Origin of the sequence: Mycolicibacterium novocastrense (genome assembly GCF_001499835.1) — a bacterium.
GTDB lineage: Bacteria > Actinomycetota > Actinomycetes > Mycobacteriales > Mycobacteriaceae > Mycobacterium > Mycobacterium novocastrense.
Genome location: NZ_LQIH01000007.1, coordinates 1 through 23,297, shown reverse-complemented (window position 1 = coordinate 23,297; position 23,297 = coordinate 1). Strand labels below are relative to the sequence as shown.

At 67.9% G+C, this 23,297-nt stretch carries 22 protein-coding genes; 15 read left to right on the top strand and 7 right to left on the bottom strand.

Translation table 11 applies throughout. The annotated features are described in order from the left end of the window. Nucleotides 1-144 precede the first annotated feature (144 nt). Genes AU072_RS07205 through AU072_RS07195 form a run of 3 tightly spaced genes read left to right on the top strand, consistent with a single transcriptional unit; the run spans nucleotide 145 to nucleotide 3,625 of the window. Nucleotides 145-1,827, top strand: a complete 1,683-nt coding sequence (locus AU072_RS07205) for a tetratricopeptide repeat protein (protein ID WP_064413252.1) — start codon at nucleotides 145-147, stop codon at nucleotides 1,825-1,827. A 17-nt stretch (nucleotides 1,828-1,844) separates the two neighbouring features. Further along, nucleotides 1,845-2,324 carry a nucleoside deaminase gene (locus tag AU072_RS07200; protein WP_064413144.1) on the top strand — a complete coding sequence of 160 codons (480 nt, stop codon included), beginning with the start codon at nucleotides 1,845-1,847 and terminating at the stop codon, nucleotides 2,322-2,324. Next, the gene (locus AU072_RS07195) at nucleotides 2,321-3,625 is read left to right on the top strand and encodes an alpha-amylase family protein (protein ID WP_064413143.1); all 1,305 of its coding nucleotides are present in this window, start codon (nucleotides 2,321-2,323) and stop codon (nucleotides 3,623-3,625) included. Before AU072_RS07200 ends, AU072_RS07195 begins: the two co-directional genes overlap by 4 nt. On the opposite strand, the gene AU072_RS07190 is transcribed toward AU072_RS07195, so the two are convergent. Next, entirely contained in the window at nucleotides 3,609-4,070 is a 462-nt protein-coding gene (locus AU072_RS07190; protein WP_064413142.1) for a DUF1810 domain-containing protein, read from the bottom strand. The genes AU072_RS07195 and AU072_RS07190 overlap by 17 nt on opposite strands. 76 nt (nucleotides 4,071-4,146) lie before the next feature. Here AU072_RS07190 and AU072_RS07185 point away from each other — a divergent pair, with 76 nt between their 5' ends. The 8 genes from AU072_RS07185 to AU072_RS07150 all read left to right on the top strand — a co-directional run bounded on the left by AU072_RS07185 (nucleotide 4,147) and on the right by AU072_RS07150 (nucleotide 12,342). Next, a complete protein-coding gene (locus AU072_RS07185) occupies nucleotides 4,147-5,412 on the top strand; it encodes an alpha-hydroxy acid oxidase (RefSeq protein WP_064413251.1) in 1,266 nt (421 codons plus the stop codon). Between the two features lie 183 nt (nucleotides 5,413-5,595). Further along, on the top strand, nucleotides 5,596-6,600 hold the full coding sequence (locus AU072_RS07180) for an esterase family protein (protein WP_064413141.1): 1,005 nt from the start codon (nucleotides 5,596-5,598) through the stop codon (nucleotides 6,598-6,600). A gap of 161 nt (nucleotides 6,601-6,761) precedes the next feature. After that, nucleotides 6,762-9,086: an endopeptidase La gene (lon, locus tag AU072_RS07175; protein WP_064413140.1), complete on the top strand. Its 2,325-nt coding sequence runs from the start codon at nucleotides 6,762-6,764 to the stop codon at nucleotides 9,084-9,086. Nucleotides 9,087-9,153: 67 nt separating this feature from the next. Beyond that, on the top strand, nucleotides 9,154-9,525 hold the full coding sequence (locus AU072_RS07170; protein ID WP_064413250.1) for a TfoX/Sxy family protein: 372 nt from the start codon (nucleotides 9,154-9,156) through the stop codon (nucleotides 9,523-9,525). Continuing rightward, nucleotides 9,506-10,153: an HhH-GDP family DNA glycosylase gene (locus AU072_RS07165; RefSeq protein WP_064413139.1), complete on the top strand. Its 648-nt coding sequence runs from the start codon at nucleotides 9,506-9,508 to the stop codon at nucleotides 10,151-10,153. Before AU072_RS07170 ends, AU072_RS07165 begins: the two co-directional genes overlap by 20 nt. A gap of 4 nt (nucleotides 10,154-10,157) precedes the next feature. Then, nucleotides 10,158-10,886, top strand: a complete 729-nt coding sequence (locus tag AU072_RS07160) for a DUF72 domain-containing protein (RefSeq protein ID WP_064413138.1) — start codon at nucleotides 10,158-10,160, stop codon at nucleotides 10,884-10,886. Between the two features lie 73 nt (nucleotides 10,887-10,959). Further along, a complete protein-coding gene (locus AU072_RS07155) occupies nucleotides 10,960-11,526 on the top strand; it encodes a hypothetical protein (protein WP_235629799.1) in 567 nt (188 codons plus the stop codon). 18 nt (nucleotides 11,527-11,544) lie between these two features. Next, nucleotides 11,545-12,342, top strand: coding sequence for an SDR family NAD(P)-dependent oxidoreductase (locus AU072_RS07150; RefSeq protein WP_064413136.1), 798 nt, complete (start codon nucleotides 11,545-11,547; stop codon nucleotides 12,340-12,342). Nucleotides 12,343-12,408: 66 nt separating this feature from the next. Here AU072_RS07150 and AU072_RS07145 read toward each other — a convergent pair whose 3' ends face one another. Genes AU072_RS07145 through AU072_RS07135 form a run of 3 tightly spaced genes read right to left on the bottom strand, consistent with a single transcriptional unit; the run spans nucleotide 12,409 to nucleotide 17,053 of the window. Beyond that, nucleotides 12,409-13,878 carry an acetyl-CoA acetyltransferase gene (locus AU072_RS07145; RefSeq protein WP_064413135.1) on the bottom strand — a complete coding sequence of 490 codons (1,470 nt, stop codon included), beginning with the start codon at nucleotides 13,876-13,878 and terminating at the stop codon, nucleotides 12,409-12,411. After that, on the bottom strand, nucleotides 13,878-16,181 hold the full coding sequence (locus AU072_RS07140) for a CaiB/BaiF CoA-transferase family protein (protein ID WP_064413134.1): 2,304 nt from the start codon (nucleotides 16,179-16,181) through the stop codon (nucleotides 13,878-13,880). Before AU072_RS07140 ends, AU072_RS07145 begins: the two co-directional genes overlap by 1 nt. Next, nucleotides 16,178-17,053: a TIGR03619 family F420-dependent LLM class oxidoreductase gene (locus AU072_RS07135; RefSeq protein WP_064413133.1), complete on the bottom strand. Its 876-nt coding sequence runs from the start codon at nucleotides 17,051-17,053 to the stop codon at nucleotides 16,178-16,180. Before AU072_RS07135 ends, AU072_RS07140 begins: the two co-directional genes overlap by 4 nt. An 82-nt stretch (nucleotides 17,054-17,135) precedes the next feature. Between AU072_RS07135 and AU072_RS07130 the strand changes: the two genes are divergently transcribed. Continuing rightward, nucleotides 17,136-19,613, top strand: a complete 2,478-nt coding sequence (locus AU072_RS07130) for a phosphoketolase family protein (RefSeq protein WP_064413249.1) — start codon at nucleotides 17,136-17,138, stop codon at nucleotides 19,611-19,613. An 11-nt stretch (nucleotides 19,614-19,624) separates the two neighbouring features. Continuing rightward, a complete protein-coding gene (locus tag AU072_RS07125; RefSeq protein ID WP_064413132.1) occupies nucleotides 19,625-20,386 on the top strand; it encodes a CPBP family intramembrane glutamic endopeptidase in 762 nt (253 codons plus the stop codon). A gap of 2 nt (nucleotides 20,387-20,388) precedes the next feature. Here the strand turns inward: AU072_RS07125 and AU072_RS07120 are convergent, their stop codons facing one another. Then, nucleotides 20,389-20,967 carry a CGNR zinc finger domain-containing protein gene (locus AU072_RS07120; protein WP_064413131.1) on the bottom strand — a complete coding sequence of 193 codons (579 nt, stop codon included), beginning with the start codon at nucleotides 20,965-20,967 and terminating at the stop codon, nucleotides 20,389-20,391. 105 nt (nucleotides 20,968-21,072) lie between these two features. On the opposite strand from AU072_RS07120, the gene AU072_RS07115 reads away from it, so the two are divergent. Then, nucleotides 21,073-21,549 (top strand): hypothetical protein, encoded by a 477-nt coding sequence (locus AU072_RS07115; RefSeq protein ID WP_082680676.1) that lies wholly within the window; start codon nucleotides 21,073-21,075, stop codon nucleotides 21,547-21,549. Here AU072_RS07115 and AU072_RS07110 read toward each other — a convergent pair. Then, entirely contained in the window at nucleotides 21,546-22,562 is a 1,017-nt protein-coding gene (locus AU072_RS07110) for a zinc-binding alcohol dehydrogenase family protein (RefSeq protein WP_064413247.1), read from the bottom strand. The two genes, AU072_RS07115 and AU072_RS07110, sit on opposite strands and share 4 nt — an antisense overlap. A 271-nt stretch (nucleotides 22,563-22,833) precedes the next feature. Between AU072_RS07110 and AU072_RS07105 the strand changes: the two genes are divergently transcribed. Then, nucleotides 22,834-23,079 (top strand): CDGP domain-containing protein, encoded by a 246-nt coding sequence (locus tag AU072_RS07105; RefSeq protein WP_064413246.1) that lies wholly within the window; start codon nucleotides 22,834-22,836, stop codon nucleotides 23,077-23,079. Nucleotides 23,080-23,114: 35 nt separating this feature from the next. Here AU072_RS07105 and AU072_RS07100 read toward each other — a convergent pair. Continuing rightward, a partial coding sequence (locus AU072_RS07100; protein ID WP_217266042.1) for a hypothetical protein occupies nucleotides 23,115-23,297 on the bottom strand: 183 nt, incomplete at its 5' end.

The window sequence follows — 23,297 nt, the reverse complement described above, 5'->3', positions numbered from 1 at the left end:
GCTCGTCGCCTGGGCGCGGGCGCTCGATCAGGTACGGGTCGCGGGCCCGAGACCGTACCAGGGTGTGCGCTGAGACCCCGCGAGGCCGCGGCGATGTCTGCGCAGCCCTCGCGGCCGCAGCATGGGTGAATTATGGTCCCGTTCATGAGCATCTCGCTCGGCGACGAGACCTATTACGACCTCGGGTCGTATCACCGGCCGATTGACACCCCGTCGCCGCAGGCGCAGGTGTGGTTCGACCGCGGGATGGTGTGGTGTTACGCGTTCAACCACGAGGAGGCCATCCGCTGCTTCGAGCGGGCCCTGGAACTGGATCCGGGGTTGGGGATCGCGCGCTGGGGCATCGCGTACGCGATCGGGCCGAACTACAACAAGGGCTGGGACGCCTTCGATCCCGTCGATGCGGCCGCATCGCTGGCACGCGCCAGGATGGAGTTGCATCTGGCGGCCGACCATCGCGCCTCACCGGTCGAGCGTGGCCTGATCGCAGCGCTGCAGACCCGCTTTCCCACTGATGACCCGGACGACACCGAGGCGCTCGAAGCCGGGGGCGCCCACTATGCCGACACGATGACGGCGCTGGCGCAGGCCTATCCCGACGACGTCGATGTGCAGGCCCTTGCCGCCGATGCGCTGGTGAACGTGACGGCATGGGCGTTGTGGGACACCAGAACCGGTGAACCCGCACCGGGCTCGCATGTGGTGGAGGCCAAACGGATCCTCGACGACGCGCTGGCCACCGCGGCGGGCCGCACCCATCCCGGCATCCTGCACCTCTACGTGCACACCATGGAGATGTCGGCGGCCCCGCAGGATGCGCTGCCCGCCGCAGATCTGCTGCGCGATCTGGTGCCCGACGCCGGCCATCTGCAGCACATGCCGAGCCACATCGACGTGCTGTGCGGCAACTACCGCGACTCGGTCGTGGCCAATCAGGCGGCCATACAGGTGGATCGCCGGTTCGTCGAACAGCAGGGTCCGCTGAACTTCTACTCCTTGTACCGCGCTCACAACCTGCACTTCGTGGTGTATTCAGCGATGTTCGAAGGCAATTCACGCGCCGCGTTCGCCGCCGCCGATGAGCTGGCCGCCCAGCTGAGCCCCGAACTGCTGGCGATCGAGTCCCCACCGATGGCCGACTGGCTGGAGGCGTTCGTGCCGTTGCGCACCCATGTGATGGTGAGGTTCGGTCGCTGGGACGACCTGATAGCCCAACCCCTGCCCGATGATCGGCAGTTGTACTGCAGCACTGTGGCCACGATCCATTACGGGCGCGGCGTCGCGCACGCCGCCATGGGCAACCTCGAACGAGCCCGCGCCGAGCGCGAGGCGTTCACCGAAGCCTATGGCCGCATACCCGAGAGCCGATACCTGTTCAACAACACCGTGATCGACATCCTGGCGATCGCCCGCGAGATGCTCGACGGTGAGATCGCTTACCGAGCAGAGGATTACGACACTGCCTTTGCGCATCTGCGCCGAGCGATCGAACTCGACGACGCGCTGCCCTACGACGAACCCTGGGGCTGGATGCAGCCGACCCGCCACGCCTACGGTGCCCTGCTGCTCGAACAGGGTCGCGTCCAGGAGGCCGCGGCGGTCTATGCCGCCGACCTCGGACTCGATCCGACGCTGCCCCGGCCGTGCCAGCATCCCAACAACGTGTGGAGCCTGCACGGCTATCACGAATGCCTGCAGCGGCTGGGTCGCGACGCCGAGGCGTCGATCATCGGTCAACAGCTCGCCCTGGCTGTGGCGCGCGCCGACGTCCCGGTCCGCGCCTCCTGTGCCTGCCGGCTGGACGTTCCCCCGGACTGCTGCCACTGATCCGTAGACTCCGACATGTGGCCATCAGCGATGACGATCTCGCCCGCCTGGGCCGCTGCGTAGAGCTGGCGCGAGAAGCGCTCGATGACGGTGACGAGCCGTTTGGCTCCCTTCTCGTCGACGACGCAGGCCGCACGCTGTTCGAGGACCGCAACCGCGTCAAGGACGGCGACCACACGCGCCATCCGGAGTTCGCGATCGCCCGATGGGCGGCCGCCAACCTCACCCCCGAAGCGCGGGCCGCCGCAACCGTGTACACCTCCGGTGAGCACTGCCCGATGTGTTCGGCCGCCCACGGCTGGGTGGGGCTCGGCCGAATCGTGTACGCGGCGTCGTCCGAGCAGTTGACCCGATGGCTCACCGAATGGGGTGCGCCGCCCCCGCCGGTGGTGTCGCTGCCGATCACCGCGATCGCCCCGGACGTCGAGGTGGACGGGCCCGCCGAACAGTTCAGCGAGGCGATGAAGACCCTCTACGAAGCGAAGTTCCGGCCGTGACGGACTCCTCGCACACCGCGGCCGTCTGTGAACCGGGCTGGGTCGAGCACGTCATCTGGTGGCACGTCTACCCACTGGGTTTCGTCGGCGCGCATCCCGCCGACCCGTCCCCCGGCCCGGACGAGCACAGGCTGCTGCGCATCGTCGACTGGCTCGACCACGCGATCGAACTCGGGGCGTCAGGACTCGCGCTGGGGCCGATCTTCTCCTCACGCACCCACGGCTACGACACCACCGACCACCTCCGCATCGACCCGAGACTCGGGGACGACGACGACTTCGACACGCTGATCGGCGAGGCGCGCCGGCGCGGGCTCCGGATTCTGCTCGACGGCGTCTTCAACCACGTCGGAACCGATTTCGCCCGCACCGAGTGGCTCCGCACCCGTGGCGAGCGCATCGACGTGTTCGAGGGGCACGGCGACCTCGTGGCGCTGGATCATGACAACTCGGCGGTGGCCGACTACGTCGTCGACGTGATGACGCACTGGCTGCAGCGCGGCGCCGACGGATGGCGCCTCGACGCCGCCTACGCGGTCGCCGACCGGTTCTGGGCCCGGGTCCTCCCGCGCGTTCGCGAACGGTTTCCCGATGTGTACTTTCTTGCCGAGATCATCCACGGTGACTATGCGCAACGAGTGCGATCGTCGGGCTTCGATTCGGTGACCCAGTACGAACTGTGGAAGGCGACCTGGAGCGCGCTCAACGACGGCAACTTCCACGAGCTGGACTGGGCGTTGGTGCGGCACAACGAGTTCCTGGACACATTCGTGCCGATGACCTTCGTCGGCAATCACGATGTCACCAGAATCGCCAGCCGACTCGAGGACATCCGCCACCTCGAGCACGCTTTGGTGCTGCAGATGACGACCGGTGGTACGCCCAGCGTCTACGCCGGCGACGAGTTCGCCTACCGGGGCATCAAGGAGGAACGTTTCGGCGGCGACGACGCGGTGCGGCCCGAGTTCGCCTCTCCCCCGCTCGACGTCGACGAACACGGCGCCGACGTGTTCCGGCTGCACAAGTTCCTGATTGGGTTGCGCCGACGCCACCCGTGGCTGCACACGGCGCGCACGTCGCCGCTGTTGCTGACCAACCGCCAGTACGTCTACCAGAGCCGCGCCGGATCCGAGTCGCTGATCGTCGCGCTCAACATCGCTGACGAACCGCTCGCGATCTCGTTGCCGCGCCTGGGTTTCGATCGGGGTGAAGTCCTGGCCGGCTCGGGCGCGCCGCCGTCCGAGGTCGTCAGCACCTACGAGGTCGGGCCCCACGGCTGGCTGATCATGGCTCCCCGCTGAGCAGTTCAACCGTCAGCGGATCCGGTTCGCCTCCGTAGTACTTCGTCAGTACACGGCCGAAGAGCGCCTCGTCATCGGGGTCGTCGGCGGCGCGGCTGAACAACGTCATCGACGAGCGCACCTTGAGGTTGTCCGGCCACCCGAACAAGTCGTCGGCCGACGGCTGTTCACTACGGGCGACCAGATCCGCACACTCCCGCAGGCGCGCTCCCAGCACGTCGTGGGCCAGGTACGCCCGGGCTTCGGCGAGGGAGCCGATCCCGTACCGCTGCGCAGTCGGGCTCCTCCCCAGCCCACGCAGCTGGGGGAACACAAACCAGATCCAGTGGCTGCGTTTACGGCCGGCGCGTAGTTCGTCGAGCACCGCGCCGTACACGCGTTCCTGGGCGTCGACGAAGCGCTGCAGGTCGAAGGGGTCGCCGGATGCCGATCTGTCTTTAGCCATGTCATCGGCCAGTCTGACAAGCTAACCTGTGCGATTCAATGACGACTATCAGCGGCAGTCCGACAGGGACGCAAACGTGACACGCCGCCGCATCCCGCGTCCGCGGGAGCTGGCGCCGCTGCTGCAGTTCAAGAAGCCGCAGCTGAACGCGACGCAGCGCAGGCTGGCGGCGGCGCTGACGATCGAGGACCTGCGCCGAATCGCCAAGCGACGGACCCCGAAGGCGGCATTCGACTACACCGACGGTGCCGCCGAGGAGGAACTGTCACTGGCTCGTGCGCGACAAGCGTTCCGCGACATCGAGTTTCATCCCACGATCTTGCGCGACGTTTCAAGTGTCGATACCAGCGCAACGGTGCTCGGTGGGCCTGTCGCGCAACCGTTCGGCATCGCGCCGACCGGCTTCACCCGACTGATGCACACCGAGGGCGAGATCGCGGGTGCCCGCGCCGCCGCGCGAGCCGGCATCCCGTTCGCGCTCTCGACGCTGGGCACCGCCTCGATCGAAGACGTCAAGGCGGCTAACCCGGACGGCCGCAACTGGTTTCAGCTGTACATGTGGAAGGACCGAGACCGCTCGATGGCGCTCGTCGAACGGGCCGCCGCCGCGGGTTACGACACGCTGCTCGCCACCGTCGACGTGCCGGTCGCAGGGGCCCGCCACCGCGACACCCGCAACGGCATGTCGATCCCGCCGACGCTGACGCTGCGCACGGTGCTCGATGCCGTTCCCCGTCCGCGGTGGTGGTTCGACCTGCTCACCACCGAACCGCTGTCGTTCGCCTCGCTGGACCGCTGGCCGGGCACCGTGGCCGAGTATCTCGACACCATGTTCGACCCCACGGTGAACTTCGACGATCTGGTGTGGATCAAGGAGCAGTGGCCGAACAAGTTGGTGGTCAAGGGAATTCAGACACTCGATGACGCCAGGGCCGTGGCCGGACTCGGGGTCGACGGCATTGTGCTGTCCAATCACGGTGGCCGCCAACTGGATCGCGCTCCCGTGCCGTTCCATCTGCTGCCGAGTGTCGCCGCCGAACTGGGCGATACCACCGAGATTCTGCTGGACACCGGGGTGATGTCCGGCGCGGACGTCGTCGCGGCGGTCGCGCTGGGCGCCCGCTTCGTATTGGTGGGCCGCGCCTACCTCTACGGGCTGATGGCGGGCGGCGAGGCGGGTGTCGACCGGGCCGTCGAGATCCTTTCGCAGCAGGTCAGACGGACAATGCAGCTACTGGGAGTGACGTCGCTGAGCGAGCTCGGCCCGCGACACGTCACACAGTTGCACCGGCTACGCCCTAGCGTTGCGAGCTCGGCGCGGATACCTCCTGAGTCACTCTGATCACACAGGTCACAGTAGGTTTCCGGGGTTGGTGAGTCCTCGCTGAGTCGCAATCGTTAGCCAACCGCGATGTGGCAACCGCATGTCGGGGCGACAGTCCCGGTGCGAGTACGTGTTTCATTACCCACGCACAGCAAACGGCAATTGCTTGTGGAAGCGATGAAAGGTGGGTTGGTTGCCGTTATGAAGATTTTCCAGAGGTACCGGGGTACCGGTACAAAGCTGTTTCGCCGAATGGCGGTGGTGGCGTTCGCCGTGGCGGCGCTGCCCGGACTGATCGGCATCGCCGGGGGTTCGGCCACCGCCGGGGCCTTCTCGCGGCCCGGGTTGCCCGTCGAGTATCTGGACGTGTTCTCCCCCGCGATGAACCGCAACATCAGGGTCCAGTTCCAGGGCGGTGGACCGCATGCGGTGTATCTGCTCGATGGTCTGCGCGCCCAGGACGATTTCAACGGCTGGGACATCAACACCCCCGCCTTCGAGTGGTACTACCAGTCCGGGCTTTCAGTCGTCATGCCGGTCGGCGGGCAGTCCAGCTTCTACACCGACTGGTACCAGCCGTCGCGGGGTAACGGCCAGGACTACACCTACAAGTGGGAGACGTTCCTGACCCAGGAGCTCCCGGCGTGGCTGGAAGCCAACAGGGGCGTGTCGCAGAACGGCAACGCCGTGGTGGGTATTTCGATGGCCGGCAGCACCGCGCTGACGTACGCGATCTACCACCCGCAGAAGTTCATCTACGCCGCCTCGCTGTCGGGCTTCCTCAATCCGTCCGAGGGCTGGTGGCCGATGCTGATCGGTCTGGCGATGCAAGACGCCGGCGGGTTCAACGCCGAGAGCATGTGGGGTCCGTCGTCGGATCCGGCGTGGAAGCGCAACGACCCGATGGTCAACATCAACCAGTTGGTGGCCAACAACACCCGCATCTGGATCTACTGCGGCACGGGTACGCCGTCGGATCTCGATGGCGGCACGGCCGGCCAGAACCTGATGGCGGCCCAGTTCCTCGAAGGGTTCACGTTGCGGACCAACGTCACCTTCAAGGACAACTACGTCGCCGCGGGTGGCACCAACGGTGTGTTCAACTTCCCGCCACAGGGGACCCACAGCTGGGGCTACTGGGGTCAGCAGCTGGAGATGATGAAGCCTGACATCCAGCGGGTGCTGGGTGCACAGGCCAGTGCCTGACCGCAGCGCATAGATCCACCCACAACAGGAAGCCTGCCGTTTACCCCGAACGGCAGGCTTCCTGCCGTTCGGGGTAGCTACGAACGCCGCGCGCGACGCGGCAGGGAACAAAACAGTCCATCTAAAGGTTGAGCGCAACAGACTCAAACTTTGGAGGATTGATGGCTCAAATCAAGACAGTTCCGGTCTTGTTCTCGAGCGAGTCGATCGTGCTGCCCGGCATGGTCGTGCCGATCGAACTCGACGATGCCGCGCGCGCCGCGGTCGACGCCGCCCGCGCCAGCGAGTCCGGAGAACTGTTGATCGCACCCCGTCTCGAGGATCGTTATCCCTCGCACGGGGTGCTGGCCTCGATCGTGCAGATCGGACGCATGGTCGGCGGACCCGCCGCGGTGGTGCGGGGCGAGAGCCGTGCGCACATCGGCGCCGGCGCCACCGGACCCGGCGCGGCGCTGTGGGTCGAGGTGACCGAGGTCGAGGAGACCCAGCCCACCGAGGAGACCTACCAGCTCGCGGCCGAGTACAAGAAGCTGCTGCTGGCGATGCTGCAGCGGCGCGAGGCCTGGCAGATCATCGATTTCGTCAACCAGCTCTCCGATCCGTCGGCGCTGGCCGACACCGCGGGCTATGCGTCGTACCTGACCCAGGTCCAGAAGCGCCAGCTGCTCGAGACGCCGGACGTGGCCGAGCGGTTGCGTGCGCTGATCGAGTGGACGGGAGCTCAGCTGGCCGAGGTCGAGGTCACCGAGAAGATCGCCGAAGACGTGCGCGAGGGCATGGAGAAGACCCAGAAGGAATTCCTGCTGCGCCAGCAGCTCAACGCCATCCGCAAGGAATTGGGAGATGACGACGGCACGGGGTCTTCTGATGATTACCGGGCCCGCGTCGAGGCCGCGGACCTTCCCGAGAAGGTGCGCGAGGCCGCGCTGCGCGAGGTCGGCAAGCTCGAACGGGCCAGCGACCAGAGCCCCGAGCGCGGTTGGATCCGCACCTGGCTGGACACCGTGCTGGACCTGCCGTGGAACGTCCACACCGAGGACTCGACCGATCTGAACGCGGCGCGCGAGATCCTGGACGCCGACCACCACGGTCTCGAGGACGTCAAGGACCGCATCGTCGAGTATTTGGCCGTGCGGGCACGCCGTGCCCAGCGCGGACTGCAGGTCGTCGGCGGTCGCGGTTCGGGTGCGGTGATGGTGTTGGCCGGTCCGCCCGGCGTCGGCAAGACGTCGCTGGGTGAGAGCGTCGCTCGGGCGTTGGGCCGCAAGTTCGTTCGCGTGGCCCTCGGCGGCGTGCGTGACGAGGCCGAGATCCGAGGCCACCGGCGCACCTACGTCGGCGCGCTGCCCGGCCGCATCGTGCGTGCCGTCGGTGAGGCGGGTTCGATGAACCCCGTCGTGCTGCTCGACGAGATCGACAAGGTCGGCTCCGACTTCCGGGGGGACCCCGCGGCGGCGCTGCTGGAGGTCTTGGACCCCGCGCAGAACCACACGTTCCGCGACCACTACCTGGATCTCGATCTGGACCTGTCGGACGTGGTGTTCCTGGCGACGGCCAACGTCATCGAGAACATTCCCTCGGCCCTGCTGGACCGCATGGAACTGGTGCAGATCGACGGTTACACCGAGGACGACAAGGTCGCCATCGCGCGGGACTTCCTGCTGCCCCGGCAGCGCGAGCGGGCGGCGCTGACCGAGGACGAGGTGGTCGTGACCGAGGCGGCGCTGCGCAAGATCGCCGCCGACTACACCCGCGAGCCGGGGGTGCGGCAGTTCGAGCGGCTGCTGGCCAAGGCGCTGCGCAAGGTGACCACGAAGCTGGCTTCCGACGACATCACCAGCCTCACCGTCGACGAGCCGGATCTCGTTGAGTACCTGGGCCGTCCGCGCTTCCTGCCGGAATCGGCGGAGCGCACGGCGGTGCCGGGCGTGGCCACCGGGTTGGCGGTCACCGGCCTCGGCGGCGATGTGCTTTACATCGAGGCCGGGGCGACCGACGGTGAGCCCGGGCTGCAACTGACCGGACAGCTGGGCGAGGTCATGAAGGAGTCGGCGCAGATCGCGCTGTCCTACGTGCGCTCGCACGCCGCGCAGTTGGGCGTCGACCCCAAGGCGCTGGACCGCCGGATCCACGTGCACGTGCCCGCGGGCGCCGTGCCCAAGGACGGTCCGTCGGCGGGCGTGACGATGGTGACCGCGCTGGTGTCGATGGCCACCGGCCGGCAGGTTCGTGCCGACGTCGGGATGACCGGCGAGGTCACGTTGAACGGTCGGGTGCTGCCCATCGGCGGCGTCAAGCAGAAGCTGCTGGCGGCCCAACGGGCCGGACTGTCAACCGTTTTCATCCCGCAGCGAAACGAGCCCGACCTGGATGACGTCCCGGCCGACGTGCTCGACGCGCTGGAGGTCAAGCCGATGACCGATGTCGCCGACATCGTCGAGCAGGCTCTGCAGCCCGCAGAGGTGGCGGCCACCGCGGCCGCCTGACCCCGAGATTGCGCTCAGGGTCGTGGTCTTCCAACGGATCACGACCCTGAGCGCTACCGTCGAAGACGTGGCCTACGACGAGGACCTCGCGCACCGCATCCGCGAATTGCTCGGCACCGAACCCGGTGTCGACGAGAGGCAGATGTTCGGCGGGCTGGCCTTCCTGGTCGACGGCCATATGGCGGTGGCCGTCAGCGGGACCGGCGGTCTGATGGTCCGGGTGCCGCGCGACGAGTACCCGACGTTACTGTCGCGCCGGTTCGTCGAGCCGATGACGATGGCAGACCGTGAGATGCGCGGGTGGGTGCTCATCGGCGCCGACGGTGTGAGGACCACGCGGCAACTGCGGCCGTGGGTCGACCGCGGTGTCGATTTCGCCAGGAGTTTGCCCCCCAAAGAGCGCGGGTACGCCAGCCGACGTGGACGCCGCAGCACGTAAGAAGCGGGTCAAACGCCTCCTCGAGGAGGCGGGCACGACCTACGCCGAAGACGCCGGTATCCGGTTGGCGGACAAGCCCATGCCGCTCTTTCAGCTGCTGGCCCTGTGCATGCTGTCGAGCAAACCGATCGACGCCTCCATCGCGGTGGACGCCGCGCGGGAGTTGTTCCGCGCAGGCCTGCGCACCCCCAAGGCTGTCCTCGCGGCCGAGCGCGCCGACATGATTCGCGCGTTCGGCCGTGCCCACTATGTCCGCTACGACGAGAGCTCGGCGACCAGGCTGACCGATATCGCCGAGACCGTCGACGACGAATATGGCGGGGACCTCCGCAATCTCGACGGGGCAACAGATCACGACGCGACCGCACTGACGCGTTCTCTCAAGGGGTTCAAGGGAATCGGCGACACCGGCGCCGACATCTTCCTGCGCGAGGTGCAGGACACCTGGACATGGGTTCGCCCGTATTTCGACGCGCGGGCCGTCAGCGCCGCGCGCGAGCTCGGATTGCCAAGCGACAGTGATGAGCTCGCCGCGTTGGCGCCGCGCAAGTGTGCAAAGATCGCCGCCGCCTTGGTCAAGGTGTCGCTCGACGACGACCTGCGCGACGCCGTGATGGCGCGGGGATGACGCGATGGTGATCCGGGTCGGCACATCCGGGTGGTCGTATGACCATTGGAAGGACGTGCTGTATCCGGCGGGATTGCCGAGCGCCAAACGGCTCGCCCGCTACGTCGAGGAGTTCGACACCGTCGAGCTGAACGCCAGTTTCTACCGCTGGCCCAAAGACGGTGCGTTCGCGGGCTGGCGGGAGCGGCTGCCCGACGGGTTCACGATGTCGGTCAAGGCCCAGCGCGGACTGACGCACTACCGCCGGCTGCGGGAACCGGAGCCGTGGATCGAGCGCTTCGACCGATGCTGGGAGCTGCTCGGCGACCGCAGCGAAGCGTTGCTCGTGCAACTGCACCCGGAGTTGGAGCGTGACGACGCCCGCCTGGAGCACTTCCTGAAGCTCATGCCCGATCGGATTCCGGTGGCGATGGAGTTGCGGCATGCGTCATGGGACGACCCGGCCGTCTATGCGCTGCTGGAGCGGCACGGCGCCGCTTACGTGGTGATGAGCGGTGCGGGCTTGCGCTGCGTTCCGCGAGCGACCAGCGAGCTGGTCTACATCCGGATGCACGGACCCGACCAGGATTCGATGTACGCGGGCTCCTACCCCGACGACGCATTGCGGCGCTGGGCCGATCGGATCCTGGCGTGGGAGGCCGAAGGCAGGCGGATCCTCGTTTACTTCAATAACGACCTGGGCGGACACGCCGTGTGGAACGCGCAAACGCTCAAGGCGATGCTGGCCGGCTGAATCCACCACCCCGCTGCGCGGACGAAAACCGGTTCCGGCACGCTTAGGACCCGAGATGCGTGTCCTTTGTCTGATGTCGGCCGTCGCGATCCTGGTCGCGGGCTGCTCGGCCGAGCGGATCGTCACCACCGACGAACCGTTCGTGGCGTCGCCGACCTCGACAACCTCCGAACCGCCTCCTGCACCGCCGGACAAGCACCTGGTCGACGCATTCGACTACGTCGCTCATCCGGCCGGGTCGGCCGTGTACTACTTCACCACCCCCAGCGGACGCTGGGCGTGTGCCGTGGTGCCGCGTGAGGTGGCCGGCTGCCAATCGGCCACCTCACCGCAGTCTTCCATGAACATCACCGGTGAACCGGACACAGTGGACAACGACGACGGTGAGCAGGCCGCGCCGAACGCGATCGTCATCGAGCGCAACGGTGAACCCCGCTTCGTCGCATTGGAACAGCCGCAGTTCGTCCTCGACGACGCGAAGGTGCTGGACTTCAACCGGATTCTGGCTGTCGCGGGGTTCCGCTGCAATGTGCAGGAGGCCGGTGTCTCGTGCATGAGCGAGGCGACCGGCAACGGATTCACCTTCGCCCCCGACGGTTTTGCGCCGCGATACACCGAGGTGCCGCCCAACGCACCGTAGCCAGAAAGGCAGGCCCGCATGAGGATCGAGGCCGGAAAGGTCGCCGTCGTCACCGGCGGAACCAGCGGAATCGGGTTCGCGCTCGCCGCGCATCTGGCACGTCGCGGCGTCGACGTGGTGATCGCCGACATCCGCGAAAACGCGATACCCCCAGCGATCGAGGCGCTGTCCTCCCACCTTGGAACGGTGACCGGCCTGCGCGTCGACGTGCGTGACGCGGCCGAGGTCGACGCGCTGGCCGCGCACACCCTGGACCGATTCGGACGCGTCGACCTGGTGTGCAACAACGCCGGAGTGGTGTGCGAGCAGACGCCGACGTGGGAGCAGAGCATCGAGACGTGGCGGTGGTTGATCGACGTCAAGCTGATGGGTGTCGTTCACGGGGTGAAGGCCTTCACTCCCCTGTTCATCGCGCAACGCTGCGGGCACTTCCTCAACACCGCGTCCGCCGGCGGGCTCATTCCGCTACCCCACCTCGCGCCGTACAACGCCACCATGCACGCCGTCGTCGGGCTCACAGAGACGCTCGACATCGAACTGCGTTCCGTATCAACCGATCTGGGTGCCACCGTGCTGTGCCCGGGCATGGTCGACACGCCCCTCGGACCCAACTCGGCGAGCCTGACCCCGCCGGGAGCGGTCAGCATCCCCAACGACCGCGACGACGACGCGATGCGCGGTGCGATCAGCCCCGCCCTGGTGGCCGACGCCGCGATCGCCGCCGTGGAGGCAGGAAGGGTACATGCCGTCGTGGGACCGGGCGCCGCGCCGGCCGCTCGTCAGCGTGTCGAGGCCCTGCTGGCAGAACTCGACTGACTACAGTGCGGCCGTACCGCCTACAGTAATGCGGCCGTTCCGTCTACAGTATTGCGGCCGTACCGCCTACAGTATTGCGGCCGTTCCGTCCGGGTTGACCTGGACCTTGGCGCCCGCGATGTCCTCCTCGACCGTCGCCGCCGCCGCGGCCGCATCGGGGATGACCGCCAGGACCCGGGAGTCGTCGGGCGTGCGGACCGCCAGAAACGCCTTCTCCGGCGAGCCCTCGCGGTCGAACGGCGTCGTCCACGTCTCCACGGTGCCCACCCCGGCCCAGTCGATCAGCGCCGTCCGGGTCGGTTCCCTATCGACGTCGGATTGCACGTCTTCCCAACGGAACTCGCGTGACGGCGGCTCGGCGCCGTAGATCCCGAAGCTGTGCTTGGTGAGGTAGCCGCCGTTGGCGGTGATCAGCCCGAGCGCTCCGGGGGCGGCGACGAGCCGCTCGGCCATGGTCGCGATCGAGTGGGTCACGTAGTTGTTCCACGGCCCGCCCGCGAAGGTGAGCCCGCCGGTCACCGTCAGCGGTCTGGCAGGGTCCCCGATCGGGAGGCCAAGTTCGTTGGCAGCCACCTGAACCGCCGAAGGGAAGCACGAGTAGACGTCGATGAGTTCAACATCGTCGACGCCGATCCCGGCCAGCTCCAGCGCCCGCCGCCCACCGATCCGGATCGCGGGAGACGTGTAGAACTCCGCGCGCTCGCCGATCGCGTACGTGTCATGCGAGTCGGTGCCCGAGTACGGGAACACCCAGCGGTCCCTGGGAATCTGCAGATGCGTGGCCTTCTCGGCCGAGGTGAGGACCAGCACCGCGGCCTGGTCGACCATGTTGTTGGAGTTCATCAACTTCGGGTAGGGCCAGCTGATCATCCGGTTGCTCGGACCGGCCTGCCAGATCTCCTCGGCCGGCAACGCGTCCCGGACCCACGCGTGCGGGTTGCTCGCCGCGACCGTGCTGAATTGCGCCCACAGTTCACCGATCCGGCGCCGGTGCTCGTCGTCGGACCGGCCCGCGGCGATCCGCACGGCTTGTTCGAACATCGGGTAGACGAAGGCGGGCCGGTCCAGGTTGATCTTGATTTCGGCGGGACCGGCCATGGGAACGCCTTCGTCGGCGCCCTGGGCCATCGGGACGGACTCGTCCTGGCGCGGCCAGTCCGGCTTGATTCCCTTGGCGCGCAGCCGACTCCGGGTGCGCCAGGTCTCACCGCCTGCGATCAGCACCACCTCGGCCCGACCGTTCTGGATGTCTCGGCACGCCTCGTTGACCAGCGACTGCGGCGTGTTGCCGCCGACCCCGGTATAGCGGGTCGCAGCGTTGCCGGCGTGGAGGCGTTGTGCGAGAAGCAATCCCGGATCGCGAAACCGCCACGAAAGAAGGTTGACCACACGAACCGAGTCCGCGGCCTCCAGGACCCTGGGATCGGCAGCTTCGCGTGCTGCGGCGACCATCAGGTCGATCGGCGACACGTCGGGGTTGTCGTCGCGCTGGTTGACTTGTCCGTAGCCAACCAACACCGGAGTCCTGGGTTCCATCACGGCCTTTCTCGGTATGCGAAGAGCGTGCCCTCGGCGATGAGCCGATCGGTCTCCTCGGCGGAGATGTCGAGGATCTGCCGGCAGATCCGACGGGTCTGCTCCCCCGGCATCGGCGCGGGCCTCAGCCGGGCGGGCGGAATACTCGTGTACGGCGCCGGCCCCGTTTCGGTGAGCATGGGCGCATCGAAAAGTGGATGCACCATGTCGGAGTACAGCTTTCGGTAACGCACCTGCGGGTCGTCGGGCACATCGACGGCACGGTTCATCGGTGCGGCGGCGATTCCCGCATCTTGGAGAGTGCGCGCCACCGTGGTCTTGTCGCGGGCGCGGGTCCATTCGGCGGTGTCGCCGCCGGTGATCGATTCCAGCGCGGCGTGGTCGGCCTCGGAGCGCAGCGAGATCACACACCACTCGTCGTCGCCGGCGCACGGATACACACGGTGTGCCGCGGTGTCGTCGGCGACAGGCAGGCCTGCCGCCCGCGCGGATTCGGCGACATAACGGGTCGCCAGTTGGCTGATTGCGGCCTCGGCCTGCGAGACGTGGACGTGTGCGGGTTCTCCGGAACGGTCGCGCCGGATCAGCGCAGCCAGTGCGGCGATCGCGGTGAGCCGCGCCGACACGTGGTCCGGGAAGATCGTCGTCGCATCGTAGAAGCCGCCGTCGGCAGACGCCCACAGCGAGGTGACCCCGGTGGTTGCGCGCACCAGCGGCCCGTACCCCATGCGGCCGCTCCACGGACCGGTTGCGCCGAAGGCGCTGCTCTCGGCGAGAACGATGCGCGGATTCAGTTCCCGCAGACGGTCATAGGAGAACCCCAGCGACGCAAGCGTTCCCGGCTTGAAGTTGGCGAACACCGCGTCGGCACCCGTGACCAGCCGGGAGAACAGGCCGGCGCCCGCGGGGGTCCGCAGGTCGATTCCCAGGCTCTCCTCGTTTCGGTGGGTCAGCGCCCAGGACCTGCTCATCACCTGACCGGGCGGCGCCTGGCGCAACCCGTCGGGGTATGCGGCGCTCTCGATCTTGATCACCTCGGCGCCGAGGTCGGCGAACAACCTGCCGAGCTCGCCCCCCGCGACGATGACGCCGAGGTCGAGGATGCGCATCCCGTCGAAGGGACGCTGCGGTGCAGCGGTATCGGGCGATGACGCCGTCGATCGTGTTGTCGCCCAGGCGGGTTCGTCGGCACCGGAATCGGGGGCCAACCGCCTCAGGCCGCGATGGTGCCCGTCGACGACGAACGGCCCCACCGGGGTGACGACACCCGCTCCCGGAGCGAACTCGGCGGTGGTCAGCGCACCGACAGCACCGAAGTGCTCGGAGGCCAACGTCTCCGTGGGGGTGAGCACGGCGGCGATGGGCACCCCCCGCGCTTGTCCCTCGGTGACCAGTGCGTCCATGGTCTGGGCCGCGACGAAATCCCCGATCAGTGCGTTGAGTTCACCAGACGCCGCATACCGCGCGGCGATCGTGTCGAACTTGGGGTCGGCGAACCGCTCGGGTTCCCCAAGCCAGGCGCGCATGCCCCGCCACTGACGCGGAGACAGCAGGCAGATCCGCACGTGCCCGTCTTTGCAGGCGAAGATCGGATAGATGTTCTGGTTACGGGGCCTGCCGCGCCAGATTTCGGTGGTCTTCTTGACGCCGACAGCCGCCTGACCCTCCGATCCGAACGGCGGATCCAGCGACTGAAGCACCGCCTCGAACCGGGAGAAGTCGATGTACTCGCCTGTGCCGGTGCGCAACCGGCGGTAGTAGGCGGTCAGCGCCGCCCATGCCGCCTGTGCCGCAGCGGTTCCCGATGCCAGCCCGGCCGGCGGCAGTACCGGGGCGCCCGCGGTCGGCCCGGTGCGAGACAGCGCGGTCGACAACGCGTACAGCACGGGGTCGGTGGCTTGCCAGCAGGCATACGGCCCGTCGGTGCCGAAGTCCGTGACCGACAGCACCACGAGGTGGCTGAACTGTTGCGCCAGCGCAGCACACGATGTTCCGAATTCGACTGTCCCGCCGGGTCTCCCGCTGTCAATGACGATATCGGCGGTGCTCGCCAGGTCCAACAGCGTCCGACGGCCGTCGGGGTCGGCCGGGTCGAGAACCGCGCACCGCTTGTTTGCGTTGTTCAACCGGAACGGGATACTCGCTGCAGCCACAGTCGGCAACGCCTGCCGGTCGGACCGCCCACCGGGGGGCTCGATCTTAAGCACATCGGCGCCGAGGTCGGCGTACAGCCGGCCCACTGTGTCGGATTCGGCGCCGCCGAGGTCAAGCACCCGCACGGAGGCCAGCAGTGGTTCGGTCATGCCGCGAGGAGGCCCTCGACCCACCGCAGGTGGTCGTCGGCGTCGGTGGCCACATACATCAGGTCGACGAAGACATCGGGATAACCGGCGTCGGCCAGCGTCCGCACCGCCTCGGCGACCGCGTCGATCGGTGTGCCCCCGGCGACGTTGATCCGTACGTAGGTGTGGATGGCCGACGGATCCCGGCCGGCCTCGCGGGCGGCGTCGTCGATGGTGCGGCGCTGCATCGCCAGGAACTCGGGGCTGACCCCGCCTGGCACCAGCACCGCCGGGAGCCACCCGTCGCCGCGCCTCCCGATGCGCCGCAGGCTCGCTCCAGTGAACCCGCCCAGATAAATCGGCGGGCGCGGTTGCTGGACCGGCTTGAGGTCCACCCACGACAGCGGGATCGACCACCGCTTGCCGTCGTGTTCCACCGGATTCGTCGTCCACAGCTGCTCGAGGGCGTCGAGCACCTCGTCCAGTTGGGCTCCGCGGGCGCGAAACGGGGCACCGGCGGCCGAGAACTCCTCCGGCGACCACCCGATGCCGAAACCCGGAACGAGCCTGCCCCCGCTGACGACATCGATGGCGGTCAGTTGCCGGCCCAGCTGCGCCGGCGGATACCACGGTGCGACGAACACGCTGCTGCCCAACCGGACGCGTGACGTCGCGGCGGCCACCACCGCCAGCGCGATGAACGGATCCAGTGCCGCGCGGAACTGCTCGGGAATGGTGTCTTGACCCGCGTATCCGATGCTGGGGTGCACCGCCGTCAGCAGCCGGTCTCCCACCCACAGACTGTCCGCGCCCAGGTTTTCGGCGGTGGCGGCGTAGCGCGCGAGGTCCGCCCGGGCGGACGGCCCGAACTGCGGCACTGCGAATCCCAACACGCCAGACAGGCTAATGGGTAGCTTCACGCGCACCGGGTACAGGAGTGGCACCCCTTCGCCCGTATCGACGATGATGAGCCAGATGACTGCCGAGGCCCTGTCCCCAACGCTGTCCGCCGATGAACTCGACCTGATCGACGCCTACTGGCGCGCCGCCAACTATCTGTCCGTCGGCCAGATCTATCTGCTGGACAATCCGCTGCTGCGCGAGCCGCTGGCGCCGGAGCACGTCAAGCCCCGACTACTCGGCCACTGGGGCACCACACCGGGGCTCAATCTCGTCTACGCGCACCTGAACCGCGTCATCCGTGACCGCGACCTCGACGCCATCTACATCACCGGCCCGGGGCACGGTGGGCCGGGCCTGGTCGCCAACGCATATCTCGAAGGCACCTACAGCGAGGTGTACTCGGCCATCTCCGAAGACACCGAAGGGATGCGAAAACTGTTCCGCCAGTTCTCCTTTCCCGGGGGTATCCCCAGCCACGTCGCCGCCGAGACGCCCGGTTCGATCCACGAGGGCGGCGAGTTGGGATACGCGCTGGTGCACGCCTACGGCGCCGCATTCGACAACCCCGACCTGGTGGTGGCCTGTGTCATCGGCGACGGCGAGGCCGAGACCGGCCCGCTGGCGGCGAGTTGGCATTCGAACAAGTTCCTCAACCCGGTCACCGACGGTGCGGTGCTGCCCATCCTGCACCTGAACAGCTACAAGATCGCCAACCCCACGGTCCTCGCGCGGATTCCGCAGGAAGAGCTCGAGTCGCTGATGTTGGGCTACGGTTACCGGCCCATCACGGTGGCGGGAGACGATCCGGCCAACGTGCATCAGCAACTGGCGACCGCCCTCGACGAGGCCTTCGACCAGATCGCCGCGATCCAGCGCGCCGCTCGCCTCGACGGTGAGCAGGGCAGGCCCGTCGCACGTCGATCAAGCGGCGAGGAACGAGCCGCGTCGAGGAGTGAGACCTTCCGGCCCGTGTGGCCGATGCTGGTGTTGAGGACACCGAAGGGCTGGACCGGCCCCCGGGAGGTCGACGGCAAGAAGGTCGAGGGCACGTGGCGGTCCCATCAGGTTCCGTTGTCGGGCACCCACACCAACCCCGAGCACCGTGCCCAACTCGAGGAGTGGCTTCGCAGCTACCGACCCGAGGAACTGTTCGACGACGACGGCGCGCTACGACCCGAGTTGCGCGCGATCGCCCCGCGCGGACAGCGGCGGATGAGCGCCAACCCGCACGTCAACGGCGGCCTGCTGCTCAGGGATCTGGACCTGCCGCCGTTCACCGACTACGCGGTCCCGGTCGACCAGCCCGCCTCGGAATCGGCCGAGGCGACCCGGGTGCTCGGGACCTTTCTGCGCGACGTCATCGCGCGTAATACCGACCGGTTCCGGTTGATGGGTCCCGACGAGACCGCATCCAACCGGCTGTCGGCGACCCTGGAGGTGACCGACAAGGCGTGGCTCGCCGAGGTCACCCCCGACGACGAGAACCTCGGTCCGGAGGGCCGGGTGATGGAGGTGCTGTCCGAACATCTCTGCCAGGGCTGGCTCGAGGGTTACCTGTTGACGGGCAGGCATGGGCTGTTCAACTGTTACGAGGCGTTCATCCACATCGTCGACTCGATGCTCAACCAACACGCCAAGTGGCTCAACAGCAGTCGGGAGCTGTCCTGGCGGGCGCCGATCGCATCGCTGAATTACCTTCTGACATCTCATGTTTGGCGGCAAGACCACAACGGCGCCTCGCACCAGGATCCTGGTTTCATCGACCACGTCGCCAACAAGCGACCGGAGGTCGTGCGGGTGTACCTGCCACCCGACGCCAACACGCTGCTGTCGGTGGCCGACCACTGCCTGCGCAGCCGCCACTACGTCAACGTGATCGTCGCCGGCAAGCAGCCGGCGCTGAACTACCTGGACATGGATTCGGCGATCGCGCACTGCACCCGAGGTCTGGGGATCTGGGAGTGGGCGAGCAACACGACCGGGGAGCCCGACGTCGTGCTCGCGTGCGCCGGAGACATCCCGACCCTGGAAACGCTTGCGGCCGCCGACATTCTGCGCCGGCGGCTGCCCGAGCTGAAGGTGCGGGTGGTCAACGTCGTCGACATCATGCGGCTGCAACCGGAGTCCGAGCACCCGCACGGCCTGTCCGATCGCGAGTTCGACTCGATCTTCACCACGGACAAGCCGATCATCTTCGCCTACCACGGCTATCCCTGGCTGATTCACCGGCTGACCTACCGGCACGCCAACCACGCCCAGCTACATGTGCGCGGCTTCAAGGAACGCGGTACCACGACAACCCCGTTCGACATGGTGATGCTCAACGACCTGGACCGGTTCCACCTGGTCATGGACGTGATCGACCGCGTCGACGGGCTGGGCAGCAGCGTGGCCGGGCTGCGTCAGGAGATGGCCGATGCCCGGCTCGCCGCCCGGCGCTACACCCGGGAGCACGGCGAGGACGATCCGGCGATCTCGGGGTGGACGTGGGACCCGGATTGCCAGGCGCCGTCGCTGTCGCAGGACACGCTGAGCGAACACGACCGCTAAACTGGATTTTCGTGTCCGACCAAGCAGCCCTAGCCGAGCGCCCGCATCCGCTGGTCGAACAGCTCTCCGCGCTGCACCACTTCCGCACGTACGTCGACATCGCGGTGGTTGTGGTGGTGTTGGCGCTGACGAATTTGATCGCGCACTTCACCACCCCGTGGGCCAGTGTGGCGACGGTTCCGGCGGCGGCGCTGCTGCTGGTGGCGCTGGTGCGCTCGCGCGGTCTGGGGTGGGCCGAACTGGGCCTGAGCCGCGAGCACTGGAAGTCCGGGACCGGTTACGCGCTGGGCGCCGTCGCGTTGGTGGTGTCGGTCATCGCGATCGGTGCGCTGCTGCCGTGGACGCGGCCGCTGTTCATGAACAACAACTACGCCACGATCTCGGGCGCCCTCATCGCGTCGATGGTCATCATTCCGCTGCAGACCGTGATCCCCGAAGAACTGGCATTCCGCGGGGTGCTGCACGGAGCGCTCGACCGCGCCTGGGGCTGGCGTGGTGTCGCCGCGGCCGGCTCGTTGTTGTTCGGGCTCTGGCACATCGCCACCTCGCTGGGCCTGACCGCAAGCAACGTCGGATTCACCCGGATCTTCGGCGGGGGTGTGATGGGTACCGTTGCCGGTGTGACGTTGGCGGTGGTCGCCACCGGCTTCGCGGGCTTCGTTTTCACCTGGCTGCGGCGCCGCAGCGGCAGCCTGATCGCGCCGATCGCGCTGCACTGGTCGCTGAACGGGCTCGGCGCCCTGGCCGCCGCGTTGGTGTGGCACCTGAGCTGACGTCAGTGCGAGTCGCGCTTGCGGGCGCGGAACTCCCGATTCTTGAGTTTGTTACCGCAGGTCGCCATGCTGCACCAGGTTCCGCCGTGGTTGCGGGAGCGATCGTAGAACGCCCACAGGCACTCCTCGTTGGCGCACGCCTTCAACAGTGACCAGGTGCCGTCGCGCTGCGCGTCGTGAATCACCAGGAGGAGTCCGGTCAGGCGGTCGCGCAATGAGGTGCCCACCGCCGAGAGGCGTATCCGCCCCGAATCGTCGACCTCGGCACGTGCGGGGCCACCTGCTGCGGCCCGCAGCGGCGCCAACGCCGCCGCGCTGGGCGGCGGACCGCCGGCGTTGTGGACCAGCATCGCGCGCAGGGCCTCGCGCACGCCACGCAGCAGTTCGAGGTCGGCCTCCTCGACACCCACTCCGGGGGCCAGTAGCCCCCTGTCCTGCAGCCACGGCTGCGCGTCGTCCGGGTCAGCCAAACGGTCCGGGCCCGACGGCAACTCCGCCGTGTTGACCAGGCTTTGGACCAGCGCGAGACGCGGTGGCGCCGGTTTCGTCTCCTGGTCGCCGAGCCACCGCGTGCGAGTCATATAGAGAGGCTAGCTTTCGATGACCGGTATTTCAATTTGACCGGTCATGCATGACCGTTATAAAGTTTTTGATGGTCACACATCCACTCGTCATCGAGGACTGATATGTCGGACAACGCGAAGCCGCACACCCTGATGGCGCCGTCGGCGGGCATAGGAAGCGAGCGCGGGGTCGTGTCTCGGCGGGCGCGGATGGTGGCGCGGCTGAGAGCGAACAAGTTCGACCGGATGGCGGCCGTCGGCGGCGTCGCACCCCAGAGCGACGCGTACGCCGCGCACTGCGCCCGGCTGATGTCCACCGCCGAGCGTGAGGCGGTGGCCAGGGCGCTGCGGCGGATCGTGCGAGATGCCCGCGGGCACGGCCCGCTGATGTCCTCACGGGTGCCGTTGCACGTACCGAACATCGCCGCCGCCGAGGACGTGATCGACGAGATAACGCTGCGCCTGCACTCTCCCCGGCCGGTCGGGGCGCGAGGTATGGCGCGGCTTCGCATACTGCTGGCGGACGGGGCAGGACCCGTATACCGGTACGGCCGTGGGGATCTCGTGGGTCGGCTCGGCGCCGCGATGGCCGAGCTCTAGACAACCAGCACGGCGGCCCCCGATACCCGGCCGGAAGCCAGATCGCTCAGCGCGGCGTCGGCCCGATCGAGCGGGTATGGCGGGCTGGTCACCTCGATGTGGTGTTCACCGGCGAAAGCCAGGAAGGCTCGGGCGTCAGCGCGAGTGTTGGCGGTGACCGACCGGACCTGACGCTCTTGGAAGAGGTGACGTTGGTAGTTCAGTGCCGGGATGTCGGAGAGGTGAATGCCCGCGATCGCAAGCGTGCCACCGCGATCGAGCGCTTCGAGCGCCGGCAGGACGAGCTCTCCGACGGGTGCGAACAGGATCGCGGAATCGAGGTCGACGGGCGGACGCTCATCCGCTCCCTGGGCCGACGCCGCCCCCAGGCCCAGTGCGAGCTCACGCGCGGCCTCCCCGCGCGTCATGACGTGAACCTCCGCGCCCTGCGCGACGGCCACCTGGGTGGTCAGGTGCGCGCTGCCGCCGAAACCGTATATGCCCAAGCGGCCGCCCGGCGGTAGGTTTGCGCGAAGCAGCGCGCGATAGCCGATGATCCCGGCGCACAACAGCGGCGCCAGCTCGGTGTCGGAGTAGCCCGCGGGCAGCTGATGCGCGTATGCCGCTGGTACCGTGGCGAATTCGGCGTACCCGCCGTCGGCATCCCATCCCGTGTAACGCGATTCCGGGCACAGGTTCTCCTCACCCCTGACGCAGTACCGGCACCGCCCGCACGTATGTCGCAGCCACGCGATGCCGACGCGGTCACCGACCGAGAACTCCGTACCCGCGTCCTCCCCCACCTCGACGACCTCACCCACCACCTCGTGTCCCGGTATGACCCCGGGCCGATGCACGGGTAGATCGCCTTCGGCGACGTGAAGATCGGTGCGGCACACGCCACATGCCCGCACCGCCACCGCAACCTCGCCGGCGCCCGGGCGTGGAACCTCGACCCGCACGCGTTCCAATGGCCGCGCGGACATCGGACCCGGGCGTCGAACCTGCCAGGCCGTCATGGTGGAGACATCCATCACCACATCGTCGCCCCACGCTGACCGGGCCACCACCCCGGGGCGCCTTCACTGACAGCGAACAACGCTAACGCCCGCGGCGGCGAAGCGGACAGACGTGATGGGCGGGCACCTCGTCCCTGTACGTCGGCCCGATCACTTGTAGGGAAATCCTGATTCCTCTGTGATAACAACGGCATAACCTGTAGATAACGACGAACCGTCCTACGGCTAAGGCGAAGACTCAGTACCGGACCCGACGACCGGTACCGCGAAGGAGAGGGTGGAAGAGATGAAAACACTTGTTGCACTGGCGGTTGGAGCGTTGGCGGCCGGTGGCATCGCCTTCGCCGCTCCGGCCAACGCCGGATGTCAGGGCGGATGGACGCCGTGGGGCGGCGGCACGATATGCGACGGACCGGTGGGGGCCGACGGCAACTTCGAGCGATGCCAGACCGCCGGCGCCATGGGATTCGGCGGCACGAACTGTTTCATCGCGAACGTTTCGAACGCCAACCCGCCGTGGGTCGGCCCCTGACAGGCGCGGCAGCGCAGAAGAATTCTCGCTGAACGTCAGGCCGGGGGCGTCATCCCGGGCGCGTTCTCCGGCGCGACCGGGACGGGCTCGCCGACCGCGGGCCGCGGCGCAGGCGCGTTGGGGTCCGCGGGCGGAGGCGGCGGCGCGTTGGGATCGGCCGGCGGTGGAGGCGGTGCGTTGGGGTCCGCGGGCGGGGGTGCCGGCGCGTTGGGATCCGC

Excerpts from the sequence above, each read along its gene's own strand:
- AU072_RS07205 (WP_064413252.1), top strand. The coding sequence starts at position 145 with ATGAGCATCTCGCTCGGCGACGAGACCTATTACGACCTCGGGTCGTAT.
- AU072_RS07190 (WP_064413142.1), bottom strand. The coding sequence starts at position 4,070 with ATGGCTAAAGACAGATCGGCATCCGGCGACCCCTTCGACCTGCAGCGC.
- AU072_RS07180 (WP_064413141.1), top strand. The coding sequence starts at position 5,596 with ATGAAGATTTTCCAGAGGTACCGGGGTACCGGTACAAAGCTGTTTCGC.
- lon (WP_064413140.1), top strand. The coding sequence starts at position 6,762 with ATGGCTCAAATCAAGACAGTTCCGGTCTTGTTCTCGAGCGAGTCGATC.
- AU072_RS07160 (WP_064413138.1), top strand. The coding sequence starts at position 10,158 with ATGGTGATCCGGGTCGGCACATCCGGGTGGTCGTATGACCATTGGAAG.
- AU072_RS07155 (WP_235629799.1), top strand. The coding sequence starts at position 10,960 with ATGTCGGCCGTCGCGATCCTGGTCGCGGGCTGCTCGGCCGAGCGGATC.
- AU072_RS07150 (WP_064413136.1), top strand. The coding sequence starts at position 11,545 with ATGAGGATCGAGGCCGGAAAGGTCGCCGTCGTCACCGGCGGAACCAGC.
- AU072_RS07145 (WP_064413135.1), bottom strand. The coding sequence starts at position 13,878 with ATGGAACCCAGGACTCCGGTGTTGGTTGGCTACGGACAAGTCAACCAG.
- AU072_RS07140 (WP_064413134.1), bottom strand. The coding sequence starts at position 16,181 with ATGACCGAACCACTGCTGGCCTCCGTGCGGGTGCTTGACCTCGGCGGC.
- AU072_RS07130 (WP_064413249.1), top strand. The coding sequence starts at position 17,136 with ATGACTGCCGAGGCCCTGTCCCCAACGCTGTCCGCCGATGAACTCGAC.
- AU072_RS07120 (WP_064413131.1), bottom strand. The coding sequence starts at position 20,967 with ATGACTCGCACGCGGTGGCTCGGCGACCAGGAGACGAAACCGGCGCCA.
- AU072_RS07115 (WP_082680676.1), top strand. The coding sequence starts at position 21,073 with ATGTCGGACAACGCGAAGCCGCACACCCTGATGGCGCCGTCGGCGGGC.
- AU072_RS07110 (WP_064413247.1), bottom strand. The coding sequence starts at position 22,562 with ATGGATGTCTCCACCATGACGGCCTGGCAGGTTCGACGCCCGGGTCCG.
- AU072_RS07105 (WP_064413246.1), top strand. The coding sequence starts at position 22,834 with ATGAAAACACTTGTTGCACTGGCGGTTGGAGCGTTGGCGGCCGGTGGC.